This window comes from Actinomycetota bacterium, assembly GCA_036280995.1.
Classification (GTDB): domain Bacteria; phylum Actinomycetota; class CALGFH01; order CALGFH01; family CALGFH01; genus CALGFH01.
In genome coordinates this window covers 1-2,941 of sequence record DASUPQ010000013.1, presented here as the reverse complement: position 1 = coordinate 2,941, position 2,941 = coordinate 1, and the positions used below count along the sequence as shown (strand labels likewise).

The window sequence follows — 2,941 nt, the reverse complement described above, 5'->3', positions numbered from 1 at the left end:
CCTCGTCCACGCCGGCACGTGCAGCGATCTCCCTCGGCGTGGGCGGCCTGCCGAGCTCCTGGCTCAGGCTGGCGATGGTGCGGTCCAGCTCGAGGTGGAGCTCCTGCACCCGGCGGGGGACCCGCACGGCCCAGCCCTTGTCCCGGAAGTGGCGCTTGAGCTCGCCGACGATGGTCGGGGTGGCGTAGGTCGAGAACTCCACCTCCCGCTCCAGGTCGAAGCGGTCGATGGCCTTGAGCAGGCCGATGGTGCCCACCTGGACCAGGTCCTCCAGCGGCTCACCGCGGTTGCGGAACCGCCGGGCCAGGTACTCGACCAGGGGGAGGTGGAGCCCGACCAGCTCCTCGCGCAGGGCCGGGTTGCGGGTCTCGACGAAGCGCCGGAACAGGTCCTTGGCGTGGCCGCGGTCCACCGTGCGGCCGTTGAGCGAGGTCACGCCGTTGTTGCTGGTGCCCGGTTCCCGGCGCACGCCGTCGATCGGCGGCTCGCTCACCCGCGTCCGCCCGCCTTGCGGAAGCTCAGCCACAGCCGGCCGGCGTCCGACTGCTCCCGCACCTCGTCGGTCATGGCCGAGAGGATCTGCCAGGCGAAGGTGTCCCGGGCCAGCGGGTCGCCCCGGTCGGGGGCCTCGATGGAGACGTCGACCCGGAGCTCGGCGTCGGCCAGGTGGTAGGCGACGTTGAGGGTGGTCGCGCTGCCCCGCCGGGCCAGCAGCTGGGTGCAGGCCTCGTCGACCGCGATCCGGAGGTCGTCGATCTGCTCGTAGGTGAACTGGAGCTGGGCCGCCAGGCCGGTGGCGGCGGCCCGGACCACCGCGAGGTAGGCGCCGGACGCGGGGATCTCGAGGTGCACGGTGGACGTCATTCGCGGGGGCTCTCCTACCACTTTCGGTTCGGCTCCCATCCAACCCCGGTCCTGGCGTATCGCGCAAGGCGGGTCAGCCCGCCGGCCGGGCCACCCACAGCACGCGCCCCCGGGCCGGCTCGGCCGGGATGGCCGGCCACATCGGCCGGCGCTCGACCAGGCGGAGCCCGGCCGCCGCGACCAGCGCCTCCAGCTCGGCGTCGCCGTAGAGGCGCTGGCGGTAGGTCTCGGTCTCCTCCACGCCCCCGAACGACCAGCGCAGCCGCTCCACCAGCAGGTCGCCGGCGACCTCGTAGGTCGCGTCCAGGCGCAGGCCGTCGCGGTCCAGATGGCGGCCCGGCTGCCAGCCGTCGTGGACGTACCGGGCCGACAGGGGCTCGACCACCACCGTGCCCCCGGGGGCGGCGGCGCGGCCCAGGTGCCCGAGGGCGGCCACCACCTCGGCCGGCTCGAGCAGGTAGTTGAGGCCGGCGTTGAGGCACACGACCAGGTCGGCCCAGCCGCCGCGCACGGGCACGGCCCGGAGGTCGCCGACCACCAGCCCGATCCCCGACTCACCGGGGGACCCCCCCTGGACCTTGGCCGCGGCCACGGCCAGCATGGCCGGGGAGAGGTCGAACCCGACGACCTCGAGGCCGCGGCCGGCCAGCTCGGCGGCGGCGTTGCCGGTGCCGCAGGCGGCCACCAGCACCCGGCGCACGCGGGTCCGCTGGGCGGCGGCCACCTCCAGGCACAGGTCGACGAACCGGTCGTAGGGGGCGGCCCGCCAGACCAGGTCGTAGACGAGGGCGTAGCGCCGGTAGGCGCCCTGGGCAACCGCAGGCACCGCCCGATTCTCGCAGATGGTCCCCGCGATAGACTTCCTCCCATGAACGGCGGGCGGATTCCCGAGCCGGCGCGTGTCACCAGGCAGCGGAGGGCCGTGCTGGAGGCGCTGCGCCGCGCCCACGGTCCCGTCTCGGCCAAGGACCTCCACGCCCGCCTCGACCGCGGGGTCGGGCTGGCGACCGTCTACCGCGCCCTCCAGGGGCTGGTCGACTCGGGCCGGGTTGACGTCTTCCGGCGCGAAAGCGGGGAGGCGCTGTTCCGCCTCTGCAATCCCGTGCACCATCACCATCTGGTTTGCCAGCGATGCGGCCGGGTCGTCGAGATCGACACGTGCGAGGTGGAGCTGTGGGCGTCCCGGGTCGCGCACCGCCACGGATACACGATCACCGGCCACCAGGCCGATGTTTTCGGGGTGTGCGCCGCCTGCCGGGCGAGCTCCTGAAACGACGACGCCCGCGCCAATTTACGGCGCGGGCGTCGGGACCGCCGAAGGTCAGGCGCCCTCGGCCTTGTTGTTGGCGCGGCCGTTGGCGCGACGGCGGGTACCTGCCGCCGCCCGCGTGGTCGAGCCGGGCTTGCGGCCGCGCTTCTTGAGCGTCTTGCCGAGGCCCTCGAGCTTGAGGTCACGGTAGTTCTTGGCCGAGATGTCGAGCTGCTGGGTCGACCCGTCGGGGTGACGGATGGACAGCTGGTAGGCCTCGCCCTCGGCAATCTCGGACTTGTCGATGTCCGAGACGTACATGGTGATCGTCTTGGTGCCCAACCAGACTCCTTTCACGGCCCATCAGCGCATTCTGGTACCCCCACCGCGCTGATTTCTCGAAGAGATAACCACAGCGATCAGCGATTCGCAACAACGGAATGCCAAATCCCTGCTCAAACAACCACAAGAAATGGGCTACCTGGGTCTGTCCCAGCGGCTGGATCAGTCGTGAATGACGCGATCGGGTGGCAAATGGTCATCAAGCGACCACGCGGGGCGGGACCTCTAGCCCCGGGAATTCGCCGCCATGTGCCCGTCGCGGATGACCAGCCGGACGCGGGAAAGGGCCTGCAGGTCGGCCAGCGGGTCGCCGTCGACCAGCAGCAGATCGGCCCGGGCCCCGGGCGCGACCCGGCCGGCGCCGGCCAGCCCCAGGTGGTCCGCGGCCAGCGAGGTGGCGGCGGCCACCGCCTGCTCCGGGCGCAGGCCGGCCTCGACCAGCAGCGCCAGCTCCTCCACGTCGACCGCCGGGGGTGGTCCCTGGTT

Annotated in this window: 6 protein-coding genes; 1 reads left to right on the top strand and 5 read right to left on the bottom strand. The window is 72.6% G+C overall.

Annotated elements, in window-relative coordinates; translation table 11 throughout:
* From VF468_00365 to VF468_00355, 3 genes are all read right to left on the bottom strand, one after another.
* The coding region (locus tag VF468_00365; GenBank protein ID HEX5876780.1) for a sigma-70 family RNA polymerase sigma factor at positions 1–469 on the bottom strand (469 nt) is incomplete at its 3' end.
* Between the two features lie 20 nt (positions 470–489).
* Positions 490–864: an ATP-binding protein gene (locus tag VF468_00360; protein HEX5876779.1), complete on the bottom strand. Its 375-nt coding sequence runs from the start codon at positions 862–864 to the stop codon at positions 490–492.
* A gap of 73 nt (positions 865–937) precedes the next feature.
* Positions 938–1,690, bottom strand: a complete 753-nt coding sequence (locus VF468_00355; GenBank protein ID HEX5876778.1) for a class I SAM-dependent methyltransferase — start codon at positions 1,688–1,690, stop codon at positions 938–940.
* 42 nt (positions 1,691–1,732) lie between these two features.
* Between VF468_00355 and VF468_00350 the strand changes: the two genes are divergently transcribed.
* Positions 1,733–2,134: a Fur family transcriptional regulator gene (locus VF468_00350; protein HEX5876777.1), complete on the top strand. Its 402-nt coding sequence runs from the start codon at positions 1,733–1,735 to the stop codon at positions 2,132–2,134.
* A gap of 51 nt (positions 2,135–2,185) precedes the next feature.
* Here the strand turns inward: VF468_00350 and VF468_00345 are convergent, their stop codons facing one another.
* Together VF468_00345 and VF468_00340 are read right to left on the bottom strand one after the other, a co-directional pair.
* Positions 2,186–2,455: a hypothetical protein gene (locus VF468_00345; protein ID HEX5876776.1), complete on the bottom strand. Its 270-nt coding sequence runs from the start codon at positions 2,453–2,455 to the stop codon at positions 2,186–2,188.
* Positions 2,456–2,680: 225 nt separating this feature from the next.
* A partial coding sequence (locus VF468_00340; protein ID HEX5876775.1) for an amidohydrolase family protein occupies positions 2,681–2,941 on the bottom strand: 261 nt, incomplete at its 5' end.

Coding starts and splice junctions, on each gene's coding strand:
- VF468_00360 (HEX5876779.1), bottom strand. CDS start 864: ATGACGTCCACCGTGCACCTCGAGATCCCCGCGTCCGGCGCCTACCTC.
- VF468_00350 (HEX5876777.1), top strand. CDS start 1,733: ATGAACGGCGGGCGGATTCCCGAGCCGGCGCGTGTCACCAGGCAGCGG.